A 23,018-nucleotide genomic window follows, 5' to 3' on the forward strand; every position below is an offset into this window, starting at 1 on the left:
AAAATGCAGCGGAACATGGCTCCGCTGCATTGTGTGTATAAGTCGAAACTTATCCACAGGTGAGAAGGGGAAACACTGCTTTATTCACAGTGCAAGGGACAATAAACTTATTTAATCACACCACATGCGATACGGTCACCACCACCGCCAAGTGGTTTAGGGGTGTCTGAATAATTATCACCACCTGCATGTACCATCACCGCTAAGCCCTCAACGTCAGCTAAACTTAAGCGAGGAGCGAGTAAATTGACTTTTGCATTGCCTGCTGAGTTGACATTCAAGATCGGTAAATCCCCCATATGGCCATTGAGTGGTGTGCCGTGGTTTGGTGCTTTTTCTGGGTTAAAGTGTCCCCCAGCGGCTAAAGCAGCCACAGGTTTTCCTTCTTTTTCAGCTACATCACACGAACCTTTTTCATGGATATGAAAACCGTGTGGGCCGGGTGGAAGTTGAGTTAAATTGGTTTGAATCGCTAAGCCAACAGGGCTATCAATAAAACGAATGGTGCCAATTTTTTGTCCCACACCTGCAGTTGAAACGGTGTGTACATCGACATCTTTAACCATCGTATTGGTTTCAGTAGGTGTCGTGGTACATGCCACAGTCCCTAAACCGATTAAAGTCACAAGTGCGCTTAGTTTGAAAGCAGAAGACAACATGTTGGATCCTTTTTTCCTTAAAATTCAGAACCATTCAAACAAAGGCAGGGCTTCGGTTCAATGTTGTCCGTAGAGTGTTTTTGTATCTGATATAAAAAAACGCATGCTTTCGAGGAAAGTATGCGTTCAAGTCATTTCACTGAACTTATTTTTTGAGTGTATCTAAAGGCTCTTCAGGTGGATCATAAGCCAATGTCGCTTTCGGCATCATTAGGGGTTCATTCACTTGTTCATGTAACCATTCACGCCAAATGGCTAACAGTACCGCTAGAATCACAGGCCCGACAAATAAGCCGACCATACCAAAGCTGGCTAAACCACCCAATACACCAAACATGATGAGTAAGAATGGAATTTGCGTTGCACCTGAGATCACTAATGGGCGAATCACATTGTCTGCTGTACTGACCACACAAACCCCCCACGCCATCACTCCAATCGCTTCAATGGTTTGCCCTTGAGAGAATAACCATAAAGACACGGCGCTATATGCCACAGGTGGACCAAAAGGAATGAGTGCAAAGATAAAGGTCACAATGGTCAGTACCATTGGGTTTGGGACACCAGCAACAAAATAGCTCAGGCCTGCCAAGAGTGCTTGCGCAATTGCAGTCAGGCCAACCCCATAGACTACAGCACGTGTTGTTTCAGAAATGGTGTCTAAATAATGGTGGATCCGTGGGCCAATCACCATCTCCAAAGCTTTACTGACCTGATTTAAAATGGTCTGGCCATCACGATAGAAGAAGAATAACGACATCACCGCAAAACAGAGTTTAAAAATATTCTTACTGATTTCACTCAGCACCAAACGACCATAGTTTAAGTGGCTTTGGAACCAGCCCGAGACATTTTGCACAATACTGTTTGGATCGGTATTGATTTCTTTTAAAGTGCGGGTGACTTCTTTGCCAATAATGGGCAAGTCCCGAATAAATTGAGGGACATCTAAATGACCTGAGAACACTTGTCTTTGTAGTTCATAAAATAGATTACGGCCTTCATGCTGCAGCATAAAGATGGCAAAGGTCAGCGGGATACCGACAACTAAAACCACCATACTGATCATGATGGTGGCGCTTAAGGTTGGACGTGGTCCACAGAGCTTCTGCACTGAGTGATATAAAGGCCATGTGATGTAGGCAATAATCGCAGCCCAAAGCACAGGTACAATAAAGTATTTCAGGACTTGAAAGCTCAAATAGAACAGAATAAAAATCAGTCCAAATAACAATACTTTTTGTAAGGCTGGTGCGTATCGTTGCACGGTATTCACTGCTATATCTCTAAGGTCAAAGTCATATTAACTGAAAAAAATGCGCACGAGAACGTACCCTTGGTAAGTTCTCGTGAATAACCGACTATAAATAGGGAATAGTCCCATTTTATCTATAGCAAAATATTTTAGAACCAAGCACTTGGGTCATCGACAATGGCGTTGAGCAGCGGTTGCCATTGGCTTTGAATGGAGAGGTAATTCTTTTGTGTTTTATCAAATACGCTTAAACCCTGCATTGCCAATTGGCCATACGCGGTACGTTCTGAAATCCATGCTACAGGTTGTTGTTCAATTTTCGCAAAAAAATCTTGGATGTCTTTGGCACTGGCGCTGTTGGCTTTGACCCGATTGGCCAAAAGCAAAATTTGTACTTTGCCTTTACGAATGCGTTTAATGTCTTGTAAATGTTTTAAAAAACGACGGGTACTGTCAATATCAAAAAACGAGGGTTGCAGTGGCGTCACAATCGCATGCGCTTCACTGACCAGCTGTTCGGCATGCTCACCAGACAGCGCACCCGGCGCATCGATAATTAAATATTCAATGTTTTTAGGCACTTCACCAATCGATTTCTCATGGCGCCAATCTAGACTTTGAATATGCGCCACTTGCTCTGGACGCTGTTTTAACCACTGACGAGCAGATTTTTGATTATCGGCATCGGCCAAAGCCACTTTATAACCTTTTTGTGCAAGTGCCGAAGCTAAATTGATTGCGGTTATCGTTTTGCCACAGCCACCTTTTTGGTTGGCGATTAATATCGTTTTCATGACCTTAAATGATTTTATTCTGCTCACCCCTAGCATATCATTCTTTTGTGTGTCGCATATGACACCAAACCAAAGTTGTAAGTTTAAATCTTGCTACCTGTAGCACAAAATTAGGAAAGAACCATGTCCATATGGATGGCAATGTTGATCGGTGCAGCAATTGGTGTGGTCTTGACCACCCTTATTTTAAGTCACAGCCGAAATGGACGCATCAAAGCAGAATATGAGCGCTACATTGCCGAATTAGAATTAGAGCATCAGCAGGCTTTGGCTCAGGCACAAAAGCGTAGTGTCAATACCAGTCGTGCGGTGCTCAAAGGAAAAATGGCGGAGCAACTGGCACCGATTATGCCGCAGTTTGAATACTTACCTAGTGATGCTAAGTTTTTGGGTGATCCTGTCGACTATGTTGTGTTTGATGGCTATACCGACCTGCGTGATGGTGAGGGGAGAGCGGAAGATATTGAAATTGTTCTCATTGATATTAAAAGCGGTGGGGCGAGGTTAACCAAAGGACAAGTTGCCATTGCGCAAGCGATTCAAGCTGGGCGGGTTCGTTTTGAAACGGTCCGCATTGACTTTGATACGATTGAATAAGCTTGGCGATGTGCACCCATGAAAGCATCTACTTTATATAGAATAGATACCTTCTACATGACTATCATGACCCATCGCTTGAGTGTGGCTTTTGAGCACGTGCAAAAAACATCAGTTGTCCGAGTTTCGGAATACCTTCGGCATAAAAGTAGTGTTGTTCTATCACATTAAAACCTGCTGCTTTTAAGGCCTGTTCAATGTTTCGATTGAGATGGCAGCCATCGGCTAAACGCTTTTGCACAGGCGTGAGTAAGTGTTGTAGGCGCTGAATATAAAGGTTATTTGTATTTAATACATGCTCCACCACATGTAAGGTGCCGCCGGGTTTGAGCACCCGTAATATTTCCGCCAAAGCTTGTTCTAGCTCAGTAATACTACACAGTGTCCATGTACTGACTACATGCTCAAGGCTCTGGTCAGCAAAAGGCAGTTTTTCCGCACGGGCTTGTACATGATGCACTTCAAATGCTGCTGCTTGTACCCGATCTAAAGCCAAATGATAAATTTCAGGACTGGGTTCAAGGGCAAAGACAGTATCGACATTTTGATAAAAGGGAAGATTCAGCCCTGTACCAAAACCAATTTCCAATACTTCTCCCTGAATTGGCAAAAGCAGTTCGCGGCGCTTGTCCATTAAGCTTGGTACTTGCATGACCTGATTCAGGACATGGGGAAAGATGTGTTGTTGATAGTATTTATAAAGCATGTTTGTTTTTGGGCTCTGTTCTTCAGCTCTAGCCTAACTGAAAAGTGCTGTGGCTAAAAGTAGACTGCATAATTCGTTCACAATGTTACTAAGTTCATAAGCTTCTTTTCAGGAAACTGGACTAAGATGAAATTGGTTCGTATTTTCCTAGGTCGATGGGAATGAGGTTTGCAATGAAGTCTAAATTTATCCTGCTCAGTTTACTCAGCAGTTTGCTGTTGCCCATCAGTGCAAGTGCCACTGTGGATTACAACATTGCCAAAGGTTTAGCGCCGACCTCTAAAGATCAATCGATTTCGGTATTGAAACCGTTTAAAGGTGATTTTCGAATTTTAGGTTCTAAAATGTATTCGGATGATCTACAAGCGAAATTCTCCCCGATTGACTATGCCGTGAGTTGGGGCTTGTTTGCTGAACCTGAAATTGCACGCCATATTACGGTGAATCAATACGACCGTTATCTCAACTGGAAAATCGATCGTTTGCCTGTGCCTGCCGAGCAAGCCATGCAAATGGTGTCGAATATGCATATTATTCCAGCCAACCCAGAAATTGCTAAACAAATTAAACACGTGAAACGTGGTGATTTGGTTCGTTTAAAAGGTGAGTTGGTTGAAGTTAAAGACAAAGATATGGTCTGGACCTCATCCTTAACCCCAACCGATACTGGGGATGGTGCGTGTGAAGTATTTCGTGTCAGCTCAATTCAATGGATCGAACGGGTAAAGGGGTAATGTGGAAGTAGCGCGTAGTTACTTCATCGTGCTATTTTAATGTTTTCTAGGCGATTAACACCCATATGACGTCTTGCTCCACGTGAAACCTATTTATCAAATCTGTGGATGCTTATAGGTGTATCAATGTTAATAGTGTTTATAAATATCTGATAATAAAATTAATATTGTATTTGTTTAAAACCACGTTCAAGTAACTTGAACGTGGTTTTTTATCTTTATTTTGCAGTTAATGCCGTACCATCAAATTCAATACCATCCCATCCATTCAACATAAATTGACGAATATTTTGATGATCTGTTGCATCAGGTGTGGCTAAAACAGAAGCATAGTGTTCTGCAAATAGGCTTAAAGTTTGCGTTTGATCGAGGCCTTGAAGCTGTGCAAACGAAAACACTTTTGCACTGCCTTGGTTTTCAGTTGCTGCATTGTGCTGTAAACCATTTTTAAATGCAGTTGGTGTATGTGTATAGGCTGCTTCAATAAAAGCCAATACGTCTGAAAATTTTGCTTCGCCCGCTGCAAGCTGAGCCAATAGTACCTGTGCCATGCGTCTATTTCCGACTAAATTTATTTCCATATCATACCCAAAAAGTGTGCTCTTGTGAGTTTTTGCCTGTGAGAAAACCTTCTGTTTTACATGAAGAACGAGTGCTAGTGATTTTGGGAATCTATGTTGTATTGGCCATAGAGCACACTAGGGTGAAGTAAAGATATTCGGCGATGTTGGGTTCAATATCCAATGTAAAGCATGTGTGAGTTTGAATGCTAATGTTCACTTTTGAGAGTGAGACAAGAAGATATATAAGGATCAACAACCGATGTTGAAAAACCTTGAAGTGCGAGGATTGATTCAGGTTTAATAGCGTTATAGTTGATGAACTGTGGATAACTTTGGATTTATCCATACCGCATTTTGTAAAGAATAGGATAGGTCAATGAATTGGATCTTGGTGGCAATGGGGGGCGGAATAGGTGCCTGTTTACGCTACGGTGCAGGATTATGGTTGTTTAAACCGAGTATGAGTTTTCCATGGCCGACATGGTGGATCAACATCATGGGTTGTTTTGCTGCGGGTGTTTTCTTTGCATTTAGCCAGAAGTTTCCAGTACTGCAACAAGAAGCGCGTTTATTTTTGATGGTGGGCATATTGGGCGGTTTTACGACATTTTCGAGTTTTGGCCTCGAAACTTTTCAGTTATTTAGACAGGGACAAACAGTGCTAGCTTTGAGTTATGCACTGTCGAGTTTAGTGGTGGGCGTCATCGTGCTTGGGATCGGATTTTATCTGTTGGATAGTGTGCTTAAACATTAAGAAAAAAAGATGGTCAAAATAGGAACCAGAAAAGAACGTATAAAAAAGAAGCCTAAGCTGGAGGAGGTCTTAGGCTTCTTGATATCTTTACTATAACGCGTATAGCTTAAAGAAAAATGAAATTATTGTGAGCGTTTGAAACGCGCGAAACGTTTATTGAAGCTTGCAACACGACCTTCATTACTGGTTTGGCGTTGTTCACCTGTATAAAACGGATGTGAAGCACTTGAGATATCTAAACTGACGTAAGGATATGTCTTGCCGTCATGCTCACGAGTTTGATGACTTTGTAAGGTACTGCCGATAACGAAAAACGCGTCGGCATTTGTGTCGTGGAACAGAACTTCACGATACTCTGGATGAATATTGGCACGCATAGACTTCTCCTTAAATGTATTATTTTGAAATGTTATAATATAACAATAGAGAGGTCAAAATAAACCCAGTGACTTTATGTAACTGGGTTTATTGAGTTGTAGCGATTTTATCGTGCTCGCAGTTCTTATTTAGGCAGGCGGTGGCACCAACTCTTCAAATAGATCATTGAGGTTGTCGTGTACTTTGAGATGAATCAGGTTCCAATAATGTCCTGAGACTGTTCGATTGACCATTAGTGTATCGGGTGATGGTTTAAATACATCCCAGTATTTTAGCGATGGCTTGACCAGTTCAATGCCATCATGATGCGCTGAGTTTTCGGCAAAGTCATACAAAGTGGTCAGTGGACGCATGAGCACTTCTAACCATGCTTTATACAGTTCGGCAGGAAATTTGCCTTGTTCGGACATGGAGTGCAAAGCGGTCAGTTGCTGCTCCATGGCCAAGATATCACTGTCGCGCGCCGCTTGAATCAGCTGCTTAAAATGCATCACGATTTCAGTCGATAGGGTTTTGACACCGCCGTAGTCATACACGATCACGCTGCCATCTTCACGAAAGGCAAAGTTGCCCGGGTGAGGGTCGCAGTGAAAGCGTTTTAGAAAGAAAATCTCACGACCAATGGCACGGAATAAACGACGGCCCAGTTCATTGCGCGTTTCTTGTGACCATGTACTGGCAGTTTCAATACTTTCGCCGTGCTCTAAGCTTAAGGTCAAAATATGGCGGCTTGAATAGTCTTTGTAGACTTGAGGAATAATAATTTTAGGGTCTAAAGCTTGATGAAAGGTGCGTGCGACCTCTAAGTTTTGGGCCTCTATTTGATAGTTTAGCTCATTGTCCAAACTGTCCTGAATTTCTTTAAAGAGTTGATCTTGCAGCTTACGGTCAATTTTAAGTACACCCATTAGGCGTAGCGCTAAACGGACTTGTTTTAAGTCGCTTTCACAGGCTTCTTCTACACCCGGATATTGAACTTTAACCACAACTTGCTCACCACTAGGTAACGTGGCTTTATGTACTTGGCCAATGGAGGCTGCGGCAAAGGGTTGTTCATCAAAAGAGGTAAAAATTTGATTGAGCGGTTTGCCGAGTTCTTTTTCAACTTGAGCTTTGATCTCTTGAAAAGGCATCGCTGGCGCTTGGCGTTGTAATTTACTAATTGCACGTGCCACTTCAGGCGGGAAAATGTCTTTGTATTGAGATGCAATTTGCCCGACTTTCATCACCGCGCCTTTCATTTCACCTAAGGTGTCTGCAATTTGAAGTCCAATGTCCTGAAAAAGCTGACTGCGCGCCGCATTTTTTTTATCTTCATCGGCATTGAAGTTTTTAATTGAATTGGTCACAGTCTTGGTTGCGATACTTGCCGTCATGCTGGCAAGTTTCATAAAGCGACGACTGGGCGTACGAGTCGTATTTGCCATGCGATATTCCTCGGGGCATCTTATTACATCTCAGATTTGATCATAGGCGACAAATGCAAAACTGCCTACTTTAAATTGTTAAGCTGATGTTTCTATTTAAATAATAGTGGTCAATTGAGTGAATTGCACACAGGATGCTTTTGTATTGAAAAATCACGTTACACTGTGCGAAGAATTTTGAGTATGAAATAAATGAAAGTTTATCGTTATTTTACAGGCAAGGACGATGTGCATTTTTGTGCGCGCGTCACCAAAGCACTCAATGAAGGCTATAGTTTGTATGGTTCACCCACCATGACCTTTAATGGCAGTGAGGTGATCGTGGGGCAGGTGGTGGTTAAAGATGTTGAGGATGAAAGTGAAGTGCCACAAGGTCTGAAAGACGCTTTGGCACAGCAGTAAAATAGCTGGAATAGGAGAAGAAACTGACTTCTTCCTATTCATTGCCATGCATCACTTATGGATAGTCTTGGCTGAGGCGTTTATTGTTGTTATAAAGTCTGAGCAAGAGCAGGGCACATGCCACGCTTAAACCGACAATCAGTCCAATCCAAACACCTGCTGCACCTATGTTGGTGTAGCGCGCCAAATAGATACTGACTGGGAAAGCCACGATCCAATAGGCAACCATTGTGATCCACATTGGGCCTTTGGTATCTTGCATGCCGCGTAAACAGCCTGCGGCACTAATTTGCCAAGCGTCCATCAGTTGGTAGGCGAGTGCGAACAGCAGTAAATACATCGCAACTTCCGATACTTCATGATCCGAGGTATAAATCGCCACAATTTCAGGACGAAACAGTGCAATCAGTAGCATGGTCATCAGCGCCAAAACCGTACCTGTAGCCAGTCCGAGCTTTTGTACCTTTCTCATCGCGATCCAGTTTTTTTCGCCATAGTAAGTCCCAACACGAATAGTCAGGGCGATGGCAAGAGACATCGGAATCATAAACAGCTGAGAGGTGACCGACATTGCAATTTGATGCGCCGCCACAATGGTTTCACCCAATGGACTCAGAATAATCGCAGCGGTACTAAAAATACTGACTTCGAAGAAAATCGCTAAGCCAATGGGTAAACCAAGTTTTAAAATACGTTCGATCCAGTAGCGATCCATCTTCTCCCAAGTGCTAAATACTTGAGTTTTTTGATATGCCGAGGCTTTAAAAATGTAAGTGGCTAAGGTGAAAAACATGATCCACTGTAAAATTGCAGTGGCAAATCCGCAGCCTGCCGAACCGAGCGCTGGAATTGGGCCGAAACCATACATAAAGACAAAGTTCAGTGGAACCAAAAGGACCAAGGCGGCTAAGCTAATGACGGTCACAGGACGTGGATGGCCGAGTGCCTCAGAATATCCACGCAGTGCTGCATACATCGTTACCGCAGGCATGCCAAAGCCAATGGCATGTAAAAATAGGCTGGCTTTCGGCAGTAAGTTTGCAGGTACACCCATGAGTGGCAGTAATAGCGGCATGCTTTGTAAAATTAAACCCGCAATGCTCCCCAAAATAAAGGCCACCCAAAGGGACTGACGAGCAATAGTGGCGATTTTTTCAGGGGTGCGTGCGCCATTGGCTTCTGCCACCAATGGCGTTGTCGCAATCATGATGCCGCTGAACAGCAACATGATCGGTATCCATAAACCGACACCGACGGCAATCGAGGCTAAATCGGTAGGAGATAAATGTCCCGCCATGATGGTATCAATTAACCCGAGACCCGCTTGAGAAAACTGCGTGATCAGGATGGGCAACATTAACACCAATAACTTTTTTAATTCGAAACGATGGGACGTGATTTTACTTGTAGTCGACACAAAAATTACTCATATTCATCATGTGCTTGGTCTAAATAAATTCAGCGTTGTAAAGTGAGAAGCACACCAATAAAAATTACGACGCCACCAAGTAAACGCTGCCAATTTACAGGCGTTTTTTCGGTACCAAGTAGACCATAGTGGTCAAAAATCACGGAGGTCAGGATTTGTCCAAAAATAACCAAACCTGAAAACGTGAGAAAGCCTAATTTAGGCGCAGTATAGATGCTTATACTGATGGCATAAACCCCTAAGCAACCACCGAGCCATAAGTACCATGGAATATTGGAAAAATCATGTAACTGTGGTTTGTCGACGGGCTGGAGGACAACCAAAAGTGCTAAAACGCAGGTTCCAATGAAGAAGGATAACAATGCGGCTTGTAGTGGAGAGTAAAAATATTCTCTGAGTTGTGTATTTAGTGCCGTTTGAAAAGTCATAGCAATGCCAATACCAAAGGCCAGTGGTAGCATAAACAGCAAGTGGCTCGATATTTTCATCATTTTAAACCATTCATTCTTCTTGTCTTTTTATCAGTCTAATCCAAATAAACACAGATTTCATAAGTGTCTTGATGCAGTCATGTTAAAATATGCAAGATTATCGCTGTGCTTTAGAGTCTCTTCCTTGACTGATTTACATCCTGCAAATATTCCGTTGTCTTTATATATTCACATGCCGTGGTGTGTGCGTAAGTGTCCTTATTGCGACTTTAACTCGCATGCGGTGCCAGATGGCAAACTGTCTTTAGATTTAGAGCAAGAATATTTACATGCTTTGGTGGAAGACTTTAAAACTCAACTTGAGTTTGCTCAAGGGCGTCACATTCATAGTGTGTTCATTGGCGGCGGAACACCGTCTTTGATTTCAGCGCAAGGGTATCAATGGTTATTTGCCCAGTTAAAAGGACTACTACCTTTTGAGGTGGATTGTGAAATTACCTTAGAAGCCAATCCTGGTACAGTCGAACATGATCCTTTTGCCGATTATTTGGCGGCTGGTATCAATCGGTTATCGATCGGGGTTCAAAGTTATAACACTGAACATTTAACCAAGTTGGGACGAATTCACAGTAACGCCGATGCAATTTCAGCGATTGGTCTTGCGCGTGATGCAGGCTTTAAACGCATTAATGTCGACCTGATGCATGGTCTGCCTGAGCAAACTTTAGAGCAAGCTTTACTTGATTTGAAGCTTGCCGTGGACAATGGTGCAACCCATATTTCATGGTATCAACTCACGATTGAACCGAATACCGTGTTCTTTAGAACCAAGCCTGTCTTACCTGTGGACGATGTGCTTGAAGAGATTCAAGCCCAAGGCGAAGCTTATTTAAAAGCGCAGGGTTTTATTAATTATGAAGTTTCAGCATGGCGTAAAGAGCTACCCTCGGCACATAATTTGAATTATTGGCAATTTGGTGATTACTTAGCAATTGGGGCAGGTGCACATGCCAAAGTTACTCAGCCAGATGGGGTCTATCGTTTCCAGAAAACTCGTTTACCCAAAGATTATTTGGCTAAAGTCCCTGCGGAGCATGTGCAGTGGAAACGCATTGAAGCCGACGAACTTCCATTTGAGTTTATGATGAATGCTTTGCGTTTAAATGATGGGGTTGCAGTTGAAAATTATGCGCAGCGGACAGGTTTGAATCTGGATAGTTTGGCTGAAACGTTGGACTCACTACGCAGTCGAAAATTAATGGTAGATGATGCCACGCGCTTAGCATGTACCGAGCAAGGGCATGTGTTTTTAAACTCAGTGTTAGAAGAATTTATCTAAGTTTTATAAAGCCATGCTTGTGTGATTTGCAATCATGGCTTTGAATTGAGCTTGAAAGCGATATACGATTTTGTATATCCACAATTTGAATAGATATTTTCTTTTAAGTTCACTTAAGTTCTAGTTCAAACGTTGAACAATAAAAAATTATGATTCAATCGGCCTTTTTACATAAAGACTCATTCAAAGCCCAATCTGTGATTAGTGTTTCATGTATCTATATCGTTTTGATTTAAAAAATGACTGAATGATTTAATCATCATAGATCAGATCATCTTCATGCACATTGATAAAGTCAGGTTGCGGATTTGTATCAAATTGAACCGCAGCAATGGACTCTTTGCCTAAAATCTTTGCTTTTCCCACTCTGTGCATACCATCCATTAAGCGACCTTGAGCACATAAAATGATGGGATAAGATAAATCTGCCTCGAGAGTGAGTTGCATATGCGCAATAATGTCTTGAGTGGTTGGGTGAGTATCTGGATACCAATAAGCTTCGTCTAATTCCTTGATGTCTGATAGCGGAACTTGCCTGACTTGAAAAGATTGAGTGAGTTCGACCAAGTGATCGACATCCCAAATATAGGTATCGTTTTCAACCTTTCTAAAATGATATTGCTTTCTCATCAGGATTAAACCCAGCTAAAAATACAAAAGAATTAAAACATAAAGTCTAAAAGAATATTTGTGTGTGAAATTAAGCGAGTTAATAATCGTCAGACATTAAATAGCCAGTCATTTTTGATCCAGCCGATAATGAATAGCGTTGATTCATTTGTACGAATTAGCTTACATCAATTCCCGCTTTTTGCGCATATACGCCTGCCTGTAAGTTTTCTAATATAGAACCATAGAGAGCAGGATGCTCCAATAGAATAACAATAAAGATCAGCTCAAGGACGAAGGTACGACAGGAGTCATACCTCAGCACTTAATACGAAAAACCCCGACAGGATGTCGGGGTTTTTTATTGTCCAAATTTTTATCTTGTTATACAGGCAAGCTTATATTTACATCTTAAAACAGAGCCACTTTGAAACTTTGTTATGCTGAATAAATGAGCTGTGGTACAGAACTCTAGGTTTCGTAAAACTGAAAATAACCAAGTAATAATAAAGGAGAATCAGCATGGCACAGACTAGCCAAGACCGTAATCCCACCCCTGATTTAGCTGAAGATAATGCCTTTTTTCCATCACCTTATTCACTTTCCCAATACACCGCCAGTAAAACTGACTTCGATGGAACCGACTATCCAACACCCTATATTGGGCATAAAAAAGTTTTGATGGTCGCAAGCGATGAGCGTTATTTACTGATGAAAAATGGCAAGTTCTTCTCCACAGGCAACCACCCAGTAGAAACTTTACTGCCTATGTATCATTTAGATCGCGCAGGCTTTGACATTGATATTGCTACGTTATCGGGCAATCCCGTTAAACTGGAAATGTGGGCGATGCCCCATGAAGATGCTGTCGTGCCTGCAACATTTCAAAAATACTTAGCCCAATTTAAGAAACCCTTAAAACTGGCAGATGTATTGAAAAACAGTTTGGGTGATGACTCTCCCTATTTGGCTGTTCTTATTCCTGGTGGGCATGGTGCTTTAATTGGTCTACCTGACAGTGAAGACTTAAAAACCTTATTGAAGTGGGCGGTGGCAAAAGATAAATTTGTCATTTCGTTATGTCATGGGCCAGCAGGTTTATTGGCAGCCGCGGTTAATGAAGCGCCTGAAAACTATATTTTTAAAGGCTATAAAATGTGTGTTTTCCCCGATGCACTTGATCAGGGGGCAAACCTAGAGATTGGTTATATGCCGGGGGAATTACCATGGTTGCTGGCAGATCGCTTAGAAAAGTTGGGTGTTGAAGTGGTCAATAAAGAGATGTCGGGACAGTGTATTCAAGACCGTAAGTTAATTACGGGAGATAGTCCTTTGGCCTCAAATAGTTTGGGTAAAATGGCAGCACAGGCACTTTTGGCTGAGGTCCAGTAGTTATATTTTCTTCAATCAAGAGCGCCGTGGCGCTCTTTTTTATGTCCAATTTGCTTGTTAAAAGTTCGATTTTTTAAGCTTGGAAGCTTATCTTTAATGTGGATAAAAGATTAAATTTAAGCACTCATTTGCTCCAACCAAACTGTTTAAAAATCGCATGGCCTTGTGGAGAACTTAAAAACGTAATAAAACTTTTTGCTTCAGGATTTTTTAGACTGTGTTGAGTCAGTGCAACACCTGCATCACGGTAAATCACCAGTTCAGGTTCAATCGGGATAATTTGCCCAATGTCTGGATTGCTGACTCCCCAAATATTGAACACCAACCATGCATCATAGCTGCTGTCCGCTTCCCATGCCTTTTTTGCTGCGCCAGTATTGGGTGCATACATGCCGATATTTTTACGGAAGGATTTTGTGAGCTGAATGTTGCCCGTTCTACCGGCAATATCTTCCCACATGCCGACTTGGCCTGCGCCATGGGTGACTAAAACTTTAGTGTTTGGTTTGCTTAGGTCTTTAAATCCTTGAATATGTTTGGGGTTACCTTTTCTGACTAAAATGGCAGCAGGGCGTAAGTAGAGTGGCTCAATTGAATCCTTTAGGATTTTGTCGGCGAATACGCTTTCGAAATCAGACATCATCGCTTCCGAACCGCTATAGATGACGTCGGCATCGAGTTTGGCTTTGTCTGCCCATTGTGACGTAGGGCCAGCGGTTACATGGACATCAATTCCTGTCTTATTTTTAAATTGTTTCGATGCTTCATGCATCGCTGGCGCTGGCCCACCTGGACCATAAACATTGATTGCCGCCATAGCATCCATTGATAAAAAGCCCAGCATGAGCGGAAAGATATAGTGGCTGAGCTTATACTTATTTGACATTTTTATTTACTTTATTGATATTTGAATGCTGATAATATTTGTTTTTCTGATGTATTTAAATATTTATATGATTTTTTCTATTAAATAATTTTTTAAATATGAACGCCATTTTCTTACTTAAATTTAAGGTGTAGAAAGACAGAGCCATGACAAAATTTTTAACGCACTAACTCTAAAAAAACTATCAGGGAGTGTAGAGAACTGCTTCTAACTCTAGGGGGCACTCTTTTTATTGGTCTGACACTTTTACTTAGTAGTCAAATCTAAAGTGTTCTCATTGTTTTTGATGGATTGACCATTGCTTCAGCGTGACCTTGGGTACGCGGTAACATGCGTTCAAAGTAGAACTTATCCAGCAAATACCATTACGTACAAGGTTTAGTTAAGGCCAAAAAATAACGAATGTATTTGCTACGTGTATTTCGACGATTAAATAAAATTTTGAGATTTATATATATGCGTGTTGTTAAATATAAAATAGATATTATTTATTAATTGGTTTTTTGAAATAAAATTTATTTTTTCTATTTATATTTTTGTGTATTTTTTAATTTGGTTGGAGTAGTGTTTTGATATCATGAGTAATGCAAAAAATTGGTTATATGGAATTTTGTTAATTAAATTGAATTTGTTTTTTATTTTTATAATAATTTATTTATAGTTTTTTTAAAATATTTTATTTAAGATATATATGTTTTTTTATTGTTTTAAAATAATAATGTTACGCTTATTTTTCAAAATCTTGTTAAATTTTCACATGATTAAGAATTACGAAATTGATAAGGGAGATTTGGTGCTGTCGACATTTCTACTTAATAAAGCTAAAAAGTTGAAGGAAAGTTATAGCACTAAGAAAAAAGGATAGGCTTAAAGTACAAGCCACTTTTCATACCTAAATGCAAAGAATACTGAACTTACGCATGTACAGTGGCGAAGCCCATAACTTCCAGTGATTCCTAACTTGCATCAATTCCATCTGGTGGCCTTGTTTTAATTGCTAAAGCCTGTAGTGAGTAGAAGCTTGGTGTCCAAATAGCATAACTGGCCAAAGCCTAGACATTTTGTAAATGAGATTTATTGCCAACATTTACAATCGTGGAAAAATTCAAAGTAGGTATTGGGAACTATCAAAGAAAAGCTAAAATATTTGACCTAATGTTTAATTTAATTATAGGAATTCACATTATTTAATTGAGAAATAAGATCTATATTGGATTATGGTTTATTAATTATTTTTGAAATTTTTTAATATTTTAAAATAAGATTAATTATATTTTTTTTGGATGTGAAATTTTTTTTTACATTTAAATTTATATACCAAGTTTCAGTCATTAAAAAGAAAAACAATAGGATGCATTTTATTAATTTTTATTCTGGTTTATCTGCTTTGTGTTGGTCGGTTTTTTGATTTGTTGTGTGTTTTAATGATGTGAGATTAATTTAGGGTTGAATTTTATTAAGCTAATAGTGTGAGAATAATATGGGTTAAAGGGATGATTAAGGTCATGAAAATATCAGCAATCAATATAGGGTTATGTTGCTTGTTTTTTTTACATAATACCTATGCGTCAGATGATTGGAGTCAACGCTGGGAGTCGTCGAGAACACGTACAGCAGAGCATTTGGCTCAAGCCAATCTAATTGAGCTCATGGATTCAGATTATTATGATGGGCTAGGAAAAACCACAGTTTATAGCAATACAACATCGACGAGTTCGATCGGTACCGTTAACACATCGACGAGTAACGTTAATCTTACGGGTTCAGACAATAGTGTGGGTATTTCTAGCGATGCTACGAATACGTCAGAAGTGAACTCAACGACCAATAAAGCCAATCAAGCCTGTCCTAATTTAGGCACCCTAACGGGAGCCACGCTATGCTAAATCGTCAAATTAGAAAAAACATATCATCTGTGAGTGCTGTGCTTGTACTGACTCAGATTTTGACAGGCTGCACAGGACTCGCATCTTCCAACAAGAAACCTGTGACTTTGGTACAAGGTCCCCCTATTACAGATATTTTTACCCCTTTTGATATGGCTTTGTCGTGTTTAAAAGGGCAGTTACGTCATGATGTAAATTTCTCTGTAGGTGCGATTTTAGACCAAACAGGGAAAGATTTAGTCACTGATGGGGGAACAGGCAAAATGGTCACCCAAGGTGCAGGGGACATGGTGCAGTCTGCCTTGTTCCAAGCGGGTGTCAGCCTATTAAACCGTCGCGATCCCCGCATTATTGAAAGTGAGGCGAAATGGGGCATTCGTGATTCGAGAAACATTCAGGCTTCAGATTATTATGTCACGGGCAGTATTAATAGTTTGGATTTTATTCCTGGTGGCGGTTTGGATATGCAAATTGCGGGTGTTGGGCCATCGTATAGTCAAACTCGGATTATGGTTGGACTTGATTTGTCTCTCACCGATACACGTACCAGCCGAGTTGTGGCGAATGTATCCCTGCAAAAGCAAATCGTTGCGCAGGATTATGGGATTAATGCAGGTCGTTTTGCTGGACACACGTTACTCAATATTCAAATAGGCAAGGGGGAGCGCGAGGCGACCAATTTTGCCTTACGTCAAATGTTGAATTTAGCGACCTTTGAGTTGTTAAGTCAGGTGATTCCACCGAATGCATTTGAAGGTTGCCGAACCGTCATTCCACCTGAATATGGACAGCTAAACTTAACGCGAAGCGCGGTAGCGTTGCATAAGTATCAAACGAGTCAGCAGCTCAAACCTCAAGTCTCAAATACATCTCCACAGGTATCTTCGACAAATCAAACGACAGCCGTGACTGACCCCAATAAGCCTGCCAATCTAAGCAATAAAAGTACGACAGTAACGGATAAAAATAAATTAACAGATACGCCGAATAAAGATACGCAGCCGCCCAAGCAGAAAGAATCTGATTTGATTAAGGACCCTGATGCTGAGCCTGAGATGAGTAAACAAGATCTAATCAAATATATCAGTAAAAATCCGCCGGCCCCAGTTAAGCCGACAAAGGTTGAAGATAAAAAAGAAGATGAGCAACCCCAACAGCTTTGGAGTGCAAACCCCGCAGTTGTTGAAAATTATTGGTCTACCACCCAGCGTGATTAAAAAATATTAAATGGGCTCGCTCCTATTGCAATAAAAAGAAGTACTTAGCGAGGAGTATTTCAGTATAAACAAGGAAATAATTATGAATACGCCAATTAAAACAATCGTCTTATCCGTATCAATGGCTTGTCTATCCAGTGTGGCTATGGCTGGTGGTAATCATGGTTCAGGAGGAGGTACAGTCGTATCAGTTGATACCAATTTAACAAATACTCTAAATGCAATCTCTGAACAAGGTCTAAACGGTGTTGCATTGAATCTTGCAGTGAATACTGGTGACGTGGATGCAAGCGTCAATACAGTGGGCACAGGTTTTGGTATGAGCAGCCATCCTTTTGAACTTGATGCACAGTCGTTAAATGAATTGCAGGGAGATATCAAAACGACTGCAATCGGTGCAGTTAACAACGGGACTATCACGCTTCAACAAGGGAATATGACTTCAGGAAGTGGAGGGCAATTTGCTGGAAGTCTTTCAGGTTATGTGAAGGGTTCAGTAAGCTCGGCTACCTCAGAAACTGCTTCTGGAGCAGAACAAGCCTCAGCAGCGGAACAAGCTGCAGCAGCTGAACAGGCCGCAGAATCTGCATATTCTGAAGGATGGCATCATAGTGTTTCTGATGAGGCCGCTAGCCACAGTAGTAGTGCGAGTAATAGCGCCAGTAATAGCAGTGCAAGTAATTATTACTCAAATGCTACGACCGCTTTCTCAGCAGCAGCTGAGGCTGGAACTAATGCAGCAATCAGCGGTAGTAATTATGAATACTATACAAGCACTTTAAGCAACTATGCCGCTGCGAATGTTGCCTTTAACTCAGGTTCTATTGATGCTTCAGTAAATACCACCGGCTTCACAAATACGCTTGGTGATATAACAACAACAGCGATTGGTGCTGCGAATACAGGAACAATTTCTGTTACTGTAAAATAAATCCCACTCAATCATTAAAAAAGAATCTAACGATCTGCCGATGGTTAGATTCTTTATTTTTGATAATGGTCATCCTATTTTTTAAGGTACATAAATAGGATGATACATTCAGTTTTTTAGCTTAGTAGTCAAAGCTAAAGTGTTCAGGTGCTAAAGAAGTCATGGTTTTTGAAGGATTGACCATTGCTTCGGCATGACCTTGGGTACGTGGTAATAAACGTTCGAAGTAGAAGTCTGCAACTTTAATTTTTGCTTTATAGAATTCAGCAGATTCTTTGCCATCACCAGAAGCCAATTTTTCTGAAGCCACAGCCGCTTGTTGTGCCCAGAAATACGCCATCATTACATAGCCAGAGAACATCAAGAAATCGACAGAAGCTGAAGATACCACGTCACGGTCTTTACGAGCTGCCAGCATAATACGAACAGTTAAAGCATTCCACTGTGCGCATACTTTGGTTAAGTCCCATGCAAAACGACGCATGTATTTGTTGCGTGCCTGTTGACCACAGAATTTTAAAATTTCAGTGGTGTAGTCGCGAATCACTTTACCTTTAGAGGTCAGAAGTACTTTACGACCAATTAAGTCCAGTGCTTGAACACCAGTTGTGCCTTCATACAGTGTTGCAATACGTGCATCACGTGCAATTTGCTCCATGCCCCATTCTTTAATGTAGCCATGACCGCCATAGACTTGCATACCGTGGTTTGCAGCTTCCAAGCCCAATTCAGTTAAGAAGCCTTTTAAAATTGGGGTATAGAATCCTAAGTGATCATCATGTGCTTCAAATGCAGCAGTATCGCCACGTTCAAGCGCATCTGCCATTTTGTCGGCAATTTGCGCTGCATAATAAATCATTGAACGACCGCCTTCAGCAATCGCTTTTTGAGTTAACAACATACGACGAACGTCAGCATGGTGAATGATGGCATCCGCCACTTTTTCAGGGTCTTTCTTGCCAGAAAGTGCACGCATCGACATACGTTCTTTGGCATATGGAAGTGCACCTTGGAATGAAAGCTCAGCATGTGCTATACCTTGAATTGCCGTACCGATACGTGCGGTGTTCATAAAGGTAAACATGGCATGTAAGCCTTTGTTTGGCTCACCAATTAAGTAACCGACAGCATTGTCAAAGTTCAGCACTGCGGTTGCAGAAGCGCGAATCCCCATCTTATGTTCAATTGAACCACAGGTCACAGGGTTACGTTCACCAAGGCTGCTGTCTGCATTGACCAAGAATTTAGGCACAATGAACAGTGAAATTCCTTTGGTGCCTGCAGGTGCATCTGGAAGACGAGCAAGTACGATATGAATGATGTTTTCAGTTAAATCTTGTTCACCCGCAGAGATGAAGATTTTGGTGCCTGAGATGTTATAAGTGCCATCGGCATTTAATTCTGCTTTGGTCTTCACTTGCCCTAAGTCGGTACCACACTGAGGCTCAGTTAAACACATGGTGCCTGACCATGTACCTGCCACTAAGTTCGGCATATACAGATTTTTTTGTTCGTCTGTACCAAACTGTAAGATGGTGTTCATACAGCCAACACTTAAGCCTGGGTACATTTGGAAAGACCAGTTTGCTGTCCCCATCATTTCCGATTTGATCAGATTTAAAGATTGAGGCAGGTTCTGACCGCCAAACTCTTCAGGGAAAGACAAACCTTGCCAGCCACCTTGGACAAACTGGTCATAAGCGTCTTTGAAGCCTTTTGGTGTTTTCACTTCACCATTGTCGAAGGTACAGCCTTCTTCATCGCCCGATTGGTTTAAAGGAGATAAAATATTTTCACAAAAATCTGCTGCGCCTTCTAAGATCATATCTACCGTATCAGTGTCGGCAGCTTCACCATTAGATAGGGTTTGATAATGTGCAGGATAGTCAAGCACTTCATTCATTAAGAAGCGAATATCATGTAAGGGAGCTTTATATGCAGGCATGTGTGTAATCCTAATTTAGAAATAGTATTGGATTATTTAAATCGATCATTTCATTATTCATACATCGTATCAAAATACATTGATAGATCCGACTTGAGAAAATGTCAGAAAGGCGAATTGGTAGATAAAATCATCAATCTAAAAAGACAGTTCTGTTACACTGACTCGATGGTCTTTTGATCATGTACTTTTTTAATAAACTATAATTAACTCAGGTTTTCAGCAAGTATTATGCGCTTAAAATATATAACACTTTGTTTATTGGGTTTGAGTATCAGTGGGTGTACTCAGCATGTCATTAAATCCAATGCCTCTTCAGATCAGCAGCTCGGGCAACAAGCCACGCATGGCCTTAATGCCATGTTTGAAAATGCTAGCTATGATTTTAAAGGTCAGTTCTCTATTCAATCTGACTTTAATTTTAATGAGTCCAAGCCAAAGACTCAGTCAAATTCCAAGTCCAATGCTCAGTCAAATGGGACGAATTTAGATCCAGAGTTGAAAAAGCAATTAGATCAGTTATTAAAAAATCAAAAGATTTCCTTTACCGCCAAAGAAAAACAAGCTTTATATGATGCACTTGCGCGTGAACAAAATCCGTATGCATCGCTGTATGGCAGTGGTGAATCCCGTTCTGCTAAGGTTCAAATCGCAGAATCTTTGGTGAATTTACTCAATGACTTACAGTTTAGTTATCAAGGCTCTGTGCATTTCCGTCAAAAATTGGCAGCATTGACTTTACAGTTAAGTTATCAAAAACCAACCCTACAAGTGCAAGCACAGTTGCCGATGGTGGTTGATTTTAATGACTATAAATTTTACACCAACTACTTTGCCTTTATGCCGTTCATGGTGAATCGTGAAAGTCAGGATCGTTTTGCCTACATTGACTTTTCTAAGCATAAAGAAGCATTCGGTAATATTGATTTTAAAAAGTTTGCTGAATATTTGAAGCAGATGAATGCACTGCCATATGCTTTGGCAGAGCCAAATCAGGTGCATAGTGTTGATTTAAGCAAGTCAGAAAAAGAAGCAGGGCTAAGCAAGAAAATTCGCTATATGGGTGACTTAGAAACAGCACAAGTACAATTGGGCTTATTTGAATACGTCAATAAACTGCACTATACCCAGCAGATACAAGCTTTTGATGCTGAGAGTCTGATTGAGGATGCTGCAAAAACACCAAGCGCCGCGGAAGATACAATGCAGGCAGCGAAAGAAGCAGAGATTGCTGCAAGTAGCGCAAGTGAAGACCCGGCCTATGATTCACTCGAACGTGTCAGTCATTTGGTGAACCAAAAAATGCAGAACCTGAGTGGTTATGGGCAGAGCGATGAACAAGACATTGTTGTAGATGCCGCTGCCGATGCTACGGTTGATGCAGCAGCAGATGTGGCTTATGCGCAGGCCGTGACAGAAGATGCTGATGAGACAGCAACTGAAGTGTCTGCTTCTGCAGCACCAAATACACTATCTGAAGAAGCTTGCGATGCTCTCATCAACAGCAAGAACATTCCTATTGGTAAAGTGACCGCATGCCGTGATTATCAAGATATTGATGTACTTGCACCTAAAGTAACCAATGAAGTTGTAGATGAAGAGAGCTTTGGACAAGCAGCGACCAATGTTTTGGAAGAGTTGAAACCACTCTTTACCGCGTATCAAACAGAGCAACTGGTAGACGCACAAAGCTTTAAACAACTTTGGCAAAAACATCAGGCTGAAATTACACCGATCATGGCACAGCTGGGTAACGAGCGTTCACCGTTTGTGATGGATGTTGGACTCGACCAAAAAGGTCGTGTGCAAAACATGGATTACAACATTGTGATTAGCGATGAGCAAATTGGTAAGCTACAAATTAAGAGCACCAATCAGGTGTTTAATTATGGCAGTGCGACCGCCATTGACCGTCAAGCTTTAAGAAATGCCAAATCGATTGAGGAAGTGTCTAAAGGTTCATTGCTGGAAAATGTAGTGAAAGGCATGCTGGGTCCGTTAGGTGCAGACTCATCAAATACAGAGAGCGCATCATCAAGCACAACAGAATTACCTAAGGCTATTTCAGATTATTACCAGCAGGCAGCGCAGCAAAGCTATGCACGTCAGCATTCTGAAGTCAGAGCCTATCAAGCGGTATTTGCTTTGATGTTTGCCGTACAGCGTCCAGAGTATATTCGTTACTATAGCTCAGCGACCATCAATGAAATTTCAGAAGTGTATGCCTATGAGTTCATGGATGTTGCAGAGCCGAAGGGTGCAGCACTTAAACGTCTGACTCAGTTACGTCAAAAACATGCTTTACAACATGAACAAGACTTTGATGAGCTGGGAGAAAGTATCGCCAATATCGTTAATGATGCGTTGGAAAATGTACAAGAAAATCAGCATTGGAAGGATTTGGCGAAGAAATACAAAACCAAGCAAGCGGTTTTTGCTCAGGTCTATCAAGACAAATTTACCGATACTTATGAGATTGACCAAGAGCAGAGCGCATATTTGACTCAGTCTGCACAAGTCTTTGCTAAAGCATTTGCAGATGACTTAAAGGGTCAATTGACAGAAAAATCGTTGCAAGGTTTGAAGCTTGAACATGATGACTTCTTTAGCGATTCGACCTATTACGAGACCTATAAAGCCGTACAGAAACACATGAACTAATCTGAAAAAAAGAACCTCTGCGG

The 23,018-nt window shown here is 41.2% G+C and carries 22 protein-coding genes; 10 read left to right on the top strand and 12 right to left on the bottom strand.

What is annotated here, in order from left to right; genetic code table 11:
- Window positions 1-107: 107 nt before the first annotated feature.
- The 3 genes from sodC to RR876_RS07535 form a co-directional block, all read right to left on the bottom strand.
- A complete protein-coding gene (sodC, locus tag RR876_RS07525; RefSeq protein WP_332476422.1) occupies window positions 108-659 on the bottom strand; it encodes a superoxide dismutase [Cu-Zn] SodC in 552 nt (183 codons plus the stop codon).
- 145 nt (window positions 660-804) lie between these two features.
- The gene (locus RR876_RS07530; RefSeq protein ID WP_332476485.1) at window positions 805-1,926 is read right to left on the bottom strand and encodes an AI-2E family transporter; all 1,122 of its coding nucleotides are present in this window, start codon (window positions 1,924-1,926) and stop codon (window positions 805-807) included.
- Between the two features lie 137 nt (window positions 1,927-2,063).
- On the bottom strand, window positions 2,064-2,708 hold the full coding sequence (locus RR876_RS07535) for a ParA family protein (protein WP_004977991.1): 645 nt from the start codon (window positions 2,706-2,708) through the stop codon (window positions 2,064-2,066).
- A gap of 123 nt (window positions 2,709-2,831) precedes the next feature.
- Here RR876_RS07535 and RR876_RS07540 point away from each other — a divergent pair, with 123 nt between their 5' ends.
- Window positions 2,832-3,305 (top strand): Holliday junction resolvase-like protein, encoded by a 474-nt coding sequence (locus tag RR876_RS07540; RefSeq protein ID WP_004691414.1) that lies wholly within the window; start codon window positions 2,832-2,834, stop codon window positions 3,303-3,305.
- A 64-nt stretch (window positions 3,306-3,369) separates the two neighbouring features.
- Here the strand turns inward: RR876_RS07540 and RR876_RS07545 are convergent, their stop codons facing one another.
- Window positions 3,370-4,011 (bottom strand): class I SAM-dependent methyltransferase, encoded by a 642-nt coding sequence (locus RR876_RS07545; RefSeq protein ID WP_332476423.1) that lies wholly within the window; start codon window positions 4,009-4,011, stop codon window positions 3,370-3,372.
- Window positions 4,012-4,184: 173 nt separating this feature from the next.
- Between RR876_RS07545 and RR876_RS07550 the strand changes: the two genes are divergently transcribed.
- Complete coding sequence (locus RR876_RS07550) at window positions 4,185-4,745, top strand: hypothetical protein (protein WP_332476424.1); 561 nt, start codon at window positions 4,185-4,187, stop codon at window positions 4,743-4,745.
- Between the two features lie 218 nt (window positions 4,746-4,963).
- On the opposite strand, the gene RR876_RS07555 is transcribed toward RR876_RS07550, so the two are convergent.
- Complete coding sequence (locus tag RR876_RS07555; protein WP_004691410.1) at window positions 4,964-5,296, bottom strand: HopJ type III effector protein; 333 nt, start codon at window positions 5,294-5,296, stop codon at window positions 4,964-4,966.
- A 388-nt stretch (window positions 5,297-5,684) separates the two neighbouring features.
- Here RR876_RS07555 and crcB point away from each other — a divergent pair, with 388 nt between their 5' ends.
- Window positions 5,685-6,062, top strand: coding sequence for a fluoride efflux transporter CrcB (gene crcB / locus RR876_RS07560; protein ID WP_332476425.1), 378 nt, complete (start codon window positions 5,685-5,687; stop codon window positions 6,060-6,062).
- Between the two features lie 122 nt (window positions 6,063-6,184).
- Here crcB and RR876_RS07565 read toward each other — a convergent pair whose 3' ends face one another.
- The gene (locus tag RR876_RS07565; protein WP_332476426.1) at window positions 6,185-6,439 is read right to left on the bottom strand and encodes a type B 50S ribosomal protein L31; all 255 of its coding nucleotides are present in this window, start codon (window positions 6,437-6,439) and stop codon (window positions 6,185-6,187) included.
- Between the two features lie 129 nt (window positions 6,440-6,568).
- A complete protein-coding gene (locus RR876_RS07570; protein WP_332476427.1) occupies window positions 6,569-7,867 on the bottom strand; it encodes an AarF/ABC1/UbiB kinase family protein in 1,299 nt (432 codons plus the stop codon).
- 192 nt (window positions 7,868-8,059) lie between these two features.
- Between RR876_RS07570 and RR876_RS07575 the strand changes: the two genes are divergently transcribed.
- On the top strand, window positions 8,060-8,269 hold the full coding sequence (locus tag RR876_RS07575) for a DUF1737 domain-containing protein (RefSeq protein ID WP_004691402.1): 210 nt from the start codon (window positions 8,060-8,062) through the stop codon (window positions 8,267-8,269).
- Between the two features lie 55 nt (window positions 8,270-8,324).
- Here the strand turns inward: RR876_RS07575 and RR876_RS07580 are convergent, their stop codons facing one another.
- Both RR876_RS07580 and RR876_RS07585 read right to left on the bottom strand, forming a co-directional pair.
- Entirely contained in the window at window positions 8,325-9,686 is a 1,362-nt protein-coding gene (locus tag RR876_RS07580) for an MATE family efflux transporter (RefSeq protein ID WP_332476428.1), read from the bottom strand.
- 41 nt (window positions 9,687-9,727) lie between these two features.
- The gene (locus RR876_RS07585) at window positions 9,728-10,189 is read right to left on the bottom strand and encodes a DMT family transporter (RefSeq protein ID WP_035326225.1); all 462 of its coding nucleotides are present in this window, start codon (window positions 10,187-10,189) and stop codon (window positions 9,728-9,730) included.
- A 124-nt stretch (window positions 10,190-10,313) separates the two neighbouring features.
- On the opposite strand from RR876_RS07585, the gene hemW reads away from it, so the two are divergent.
- Window positions 10,314-11,468: a radical SAM family heme chaperone HemW gene (gene hemW / locus RR876_RS07590; protein WP_332476429.1), complete on the top strand. Its 1,155-nt coding sequence runs from the start codon at window positions 10,314-10,316 to the stop codon at window positions 11,466-11,468.
- Between the two features lie 252 nt (window positions 11,469-11,720).
- On the opposite strand, the gene RR876_RS07595 is transcribed toward hemW, so the two are convergent.
- Window positions 11,721-12,098, bottom strand: a complete 378-nt coding sequence (locus tag RR876_RS07595; RefSeq protein ID WP_332476430.1) for a hypothetical protein — start codon at window positions 12,096-12,098, stop codon at window positions 11,721-11,723.
- Window positions 12,099-12,599: 501 nt separating this feature from the next.
- Between RR876_RS07595 and hchA the strand changes: the two genes are divergently transcribed.
- A complete protein-coding gene (gene hchA / locus RR876_RS07600; protein WP_332476431.1) occupies window positions 12,600-13,469 on the top strand; it encodes a glyoxalase III HchA in 870 nt (289 codons plus the stop codon).
- 124 nt (window positions 13,470-13,593) lie between these two features.
- Here the strand turns inward: hchA and RR876_RS07605 are convergent, their stop codons facing one another.
- Window positions 13,594-14,355 (bottom strand): substrate-binding domain-containing protein, encoded by a 762-nt coding sequence (locus tag RR876_RS07605; protein ID WP_332476432.1) that lies wholly within the window; start codon window positions 14,353-14,355, stop codon window positions 13,594-13,596.
- 1,505 nt (window positions 14,356-15,860) lie between these two features.
- Here RR876_RS07605 and RR876_RS07610 point away from each other — a divergent pair.
- The 3 genes from RR876_RS07610 to RR876_RS07620 all read left to right on the top strand — a co-directional run bounded on the left by RR876_RS07610 (window position 15,861) and on the right by RR876_RS07620 (window position 18,389).
- Window positions 15,861-16,241, top strand: coding sequence for a hypothetical protein (locus RR876_RS07610; RefSeq protein WP_151836644.1), 381 nt, complete (start codon window positions 15,861-15,863; stop codon window positions 16,239-16,241).
- Window positions 16,235-17,458, top strand: a complete 1,224-nt coding sequence (locus RR876_RS07615) for a CsgG/HfaB family protein (protein ID WP_332476433.1) — start codon at window positions 16,235-16,237, stop codon at window positions 17,456-17,458. Before RR876_RS07610 ends, RR876_RS07615 begins: the two co-directional genes overlap by 7 nt.
- Before the next feature lie 121 nt (window positions 17,459-17,579).
- On the top strand, window positions 17,580-18,389 hold the full coding sequence (locus tag RR876_RS07620; RefSeq protein ID WP_332476434.1) for a hypothetical protein: 810 nt from the start codon (window positions 17,580-17,582) through the stop codon (window positions 18,387-18,389).
- Window positions 18,390-18,510: 121 nt separating this feature from the next.
- Here the strand turns inward: RR876_RS07620 and RR876_RS07625 are convergent, their stop codons facing one another.
- On the bottom strand, window positions 18,511-20,334 hold the full coding sequence (locus RR876_RS07625; RefSeq protein WP_332476435.1) for an acyl-CoA dehydrogenase C-terminal domain-containing protein: 1,824 nt from the start codon (window positions 20,332-20,334) through the stop codon (window positions 18,511-18,513).
- A gap of 231 nt (window positions 20,335-20,565) precedes the next feature.
- Here RR876_RS07625 and RR876_RS07630 point away from each other — a divergent pair, with 231 nt between their 5' ends.
- The gene (locus tag RR876_RS07630) at window positions 20,566-22,995 is read left to right on the top strand and encodes a hypothetical protein (protein ID WP_332481901.1); all 2,430 of its coding nucleotides are present in this window, start codon (window positions 20,566-20,568) and stop codon (window positions 22,993-22,995) included.
- The last annotated feature ends 23 nt before the right edge of the window (window positions 22,996-23,018 follow it).

The organism is Acinetobacter sp. (assembly GCF_036666595.1).
GTDB lineage: Bacteria > Pseudomonadota > Gammaproteobacteria > Pseudomonadales > Moraxellaceae > Acinetobacter.